Genomic DNA, 3,349 nt, shown 5'->3' on the forward strand with positions numbered 1-3,349 from the left:
CGCCGTCGTTGCGCAGCAGCACGGCACCCTCGGCCGCGGCCTGGCGGGCCACGCGGGCGAGTTCGGGATCGAGCGTGGGATCGGTGTCCAGCAGCAGCGCCGAGATCTGGGCGACCGACTCGACGGGCGGCTGCGCGTGGGAGCGGTCGCCGGACTCGGTGGCGGGATTAGTGGGCATCAGTGTCCTCAGGATCGCATCGTGGCGTGGGAGCGCTCCCACACCGTCTGGTGGAAGACTACCCGAATGCGCATCCTGTTGAAGCTGGTTCTGGACTGTGACGCCGACGCCGCCTGGCGGGCGCTGCACTCCCCCCGGGCTGTTGCCGAGCTCTACGGTCCGTTCCTCGAGATGACCCCGATGGATGCCGCGGGCCTGCCGACCCGGCTGGAGCCCGGGGCCGACGTGCCGGTGCAGCTGCGCACGGCCGGGGTCGGCCTCGGCCAGCAGCTCATCCACGTCAGCGACCGCCGCACTGAGGATTCCCGCGGCGAGGTGCGGATCCTGCGCGACAGCGGCATCCCCCTCACCGGACCTCTGTCGGCCCTGGATGTCTGGGACCACCAGATGGCCGTCTCGCCCGCACCCGACGACCCCGACCGCACCCTGTGGCGCGAGCGCCTGGTGATCGGCGGGGCGGCAGCTCCCGCGCTCTGGCCGGTGCTCTGGAGCGTCTGGCAGTGGCGGGCGGCGCGCCTGCGCACGCTGGCGCGCACGTGGGCCTTCGACCCGCCCGCCACCGAGGCGCCCGCGGCCGAGGCGCCCGCCACCGAGGCCTGACGCCTTACTCCGCGAGTGCGGCGACCGGCGCCACGCGGGTGGCCAGGCGCGTGGGCACCACGGCGGCAACGAGCGTCAGCACCGCGGTCGCGGCCACCACCACGAGCACCGGCAGCAGCGGCACCGCCGGGGCGATGAATGTCGGTGCCGACCAGTCCGGCGGGATTCGCACCGAGCCCAGCAGCGACTGCGCACCCACCCAGCCGTAGGCGATCCCGAGCACGAGCCCGAAGGCCAGCGCCGTCACCGTCACGTGCGCCGCCTCGAGCAGCACCATGCGCCGCACCTGGGCGGCGCTGAGGCCGAGGGCCCGCAGCAGGCCGAGCTCACGCCGCCGCTGCACGACCCCGATGGTCAGCAGGTTCACCAGGCCCACCGCCGCGATCACGGCGCTCACTCCGACCAGCGCCATCATCACCCCCGCGAACGAATCCATCATCCCCGCGAACATCGGGTCGACCTCGCCGCCGGCCGAGGCCGCCACCAGCACCTTCACGGATTCGGCCGCGACCGCGAACATCGTCACGAGGGCGACGCCCATCACGACCCCGATCGCCATGCGGCTGGACCGCTCTGGGTAGCGCAGCGCATTCTCGGCGGCGAGCCGCGCGGGCACCGAGCGCCCGAATGCTCGCGCGCTCAGTCGCAGGAGCGGCGGCATGACCACGGGTGCGGCGAGGGTCAGCCCGGTGAACGACAGCAGACCGCCGAAGAACGCGATCACGACGCCCAGCGGCGTGATGAACCCGGCCACAACGCCCAGCGCCAGCAGCGCCACGCCGAGACCCAGCAGGGTCAGCGCGACGGCGGTGCGGCCGCGCCGGCGTGCGACCTGCTCGCGCGTCGCCTCGACCGATCCGCCGAGCGCCTGCAGCGGCGTGACCGCGAGCACACGGCGGGACCCCGCCCACGCCGCCGCCCAGGTGGTCAGCGCCACCGCGAGCGTCGGCAGCAGCAGCACCGGCTGCGCGACGACGTAGCCGCTGTCGATGCCGACCAGCCGGTCCAGCAGCGGCACTGCCGCGATGCACGCGACCGTCCCGAGCGCGAGTCCGAGGAACGCGCCGAGCGCCCCGACGACGAGGCCCTGCCCGGCCACTTCGGCACGCTGGGCGCGTGCCGAGGCGCCGATCAGCCGCATCAGCGCAATGGTGCGGGTGCGCCCCGCCACGATCGTCGCGAACGTGTTGGCGGTGACCATCGCGCCTACGTACACCGCCACCGCCACCAGCAGAACGCTCAGAATGCCGATGACGATCGCCAGTGTCTCGGAGTCGCCGAAGTAGGGGTCTGACCGCAGCACCGCGGCGAGGTAGCCGGTGGCCGTCAGCAGTGCGACGCCGAACGCGGCCGATATCGCCGCGACCAGCACAGTGGCGCCCATGCCCCGCTCGCGCAGCCAGGCCAGGCGACCGGATGCCGGCCTCGACGCGGCCCCGGGGCCGCGCCCCGCCGCGCGGTCGGCGACCCCGCCGCCCGCGCCGGACTCGGCGACGACCGCGGTCATGCCCGCACCCCGGCATCCGCGTCGGCATCCGCACCGGCGCCGCCGAGCTCGGCGGCCAGCATGAACGCCGAGATCTCCTCTGCGGTCTGCCGGGGCTTGTCGGCGACGATGCGGCCGTCCGCCAGGTGCAGCACGCGGTCGGCGTGGGAGGCTGCGACGGGGTCGTGCGTCACCATGGCGATCGACTGACCGTGCGAGCGGGCCGCCGTGGCCAGGAGCGCCAGCACCTCGCGGCCGCTGCGCGAGTCGAGGTTGCCGGTGGGCTCGTCGGCGAAGACGAGGTCGGGGGCGGTGGCCAGGGCGCGGGCGATCGCGACGCGCTGCTGCTGACCTCCCGAGAGCTCGTGCGGGCGGTGGCCGAGGCGGGCGCCGAGCCCGAGCGTCTCGACGAGGCCGTCGATGCGTGCCCGCTCGATGGCGCTCGGCTTGCGGCCGTCGAGGTCGAACGGCAGCAGGATGTTGCCGATGGCGTCGAGAGTGGGCACCAGGTTGAACGACTGGAAGACGAACCCGACGCGGCGACGCCGCAGCACCGTCAGCTCCAGGTCGCTGAGACCGGTGATCTCGGTGTCGCCGATCCAGGCGCGGCCGGCGGTCGCGGCATCGAGCCCCGCCATGATGTGCATGAGCGTGGACTTGCCCGACCCGCTCGGCCCCATGATCGCGGTGAACTCGCCCCGGCGGATGCCGACGCTCACGCCGTCGAGGGCGCGCACCGCGGTGCCCCCCTGGCCGTAGGTCTTGGTGAGGCCTTGCACTCGGGCGGCGAGCCCCAGGTCTGTCGTGGTGATCTCCATGCCATCGACGCTACGGACGCACTCCCCTGCTCCGCGTCGGCCGCAAGGCTGCTTCGGCGTACATCGCGAGGATGATCCGGCGTCAGACCAGGCCGTGCTCGAACGCGAAGACCACCAGCTGCACGCGGTCGCGCAGGCCGAGCTTCGCGAGGATGCGACTGATGTGGGTCTTCACCGTCGCCTCGGAGAGGAACTCCCGACCGGCGATCTCGGCGTTGCTGAGCCCGCGGGCGGCGAGCGCGAAGATCTCCTTCTCGCGGTCGGTGA

At 73.5% G+C, this 3,349-nt stretch carries 4 protein-coding genes; 1 reads left to right on the forward strand and 3 read right to left on the reverse strand.

Translation table 11 applies throughout. The features are described 5' to 3' along the window. Positions 1–244 precede the first annotated feature (244 nt). Positions 245–778, forward strand: coding sequence for a hypothetical protein (locus NQ160_RS21000; protein ID WP_257517022.1), 534 nt, complete (start codon positions 245–247; stop codon positions 776–778). Positions 779–782: 4 nt separating this feature from the next. Here NQ160_RS21000 and NQ160_RS21005 read toward each other — a convergent pair whose 3' ends face one another. The 3 genes from NQ160_RS21005 to NQ160_RS21015 form a co-directional block, all read right to left on the reverse strand. Next, positions 783–2,285 (reverse strand): ABC transporter permease, encoded by a 1,503-nt coding sequence (locus NQ160_RS21005; RefSeq protein WP_257517023.1) that lies wholly within the window; start codon positions 2,283–2,285, stop codon positions 783–785. After that, entirely contained in the window at positions 2,282–3,082 is an 801-nt protein-coding gene (locus tag NQ160_RS21010; RefSeq protein WP_257517024.1) for an ABC transporter ATP-binding protein, read from the reverse strand. Before NQ160_RS21010 ends, NQ160_RS21005 begins: the two co-directional genes overlap by 4 nt. A gap of 82 nt (positions 3,083–3,164) precedes the next feature. Further along, positions 3,165–3,349 (reverse strand): response regulator transcription factor (locus NQ160_RS21015; RefSeq protein ID WP_257517025.1); only part of this gene is annotated, 185 nt, incomplete at its 5' end.

It is taken from the genome of Microbacterium sp. zg.Y909, assembly GCF_024626565.1.

What these genes read in the sequence shown, in the direction of transcription:
- NQ160_RS21005 (WP_257517023.1), bottom strand. Translation starts at nt 2,285, where the DNA reads ATGACCGCGGTCGTCGCCGAGTCCGGCGCGGGCGGCGGGGTCGCCGAC.
- NQ160_RS21000 (WP_257517022.1), top strand. Translation starts at nt 245, where the DNA reads ATGCGCATCCTGTTGAAGCTGGTTCTGGACTGTGACGCCGACGCCGCC.
- NQ160_RS21010 (WP_257517024.1), bottom strand. Translation starts at nt 3,082, where the DNA reads ATGGAGATCACCACGACAGACCTGGGGCTCGCCGCCCGAGTGCAAGGC.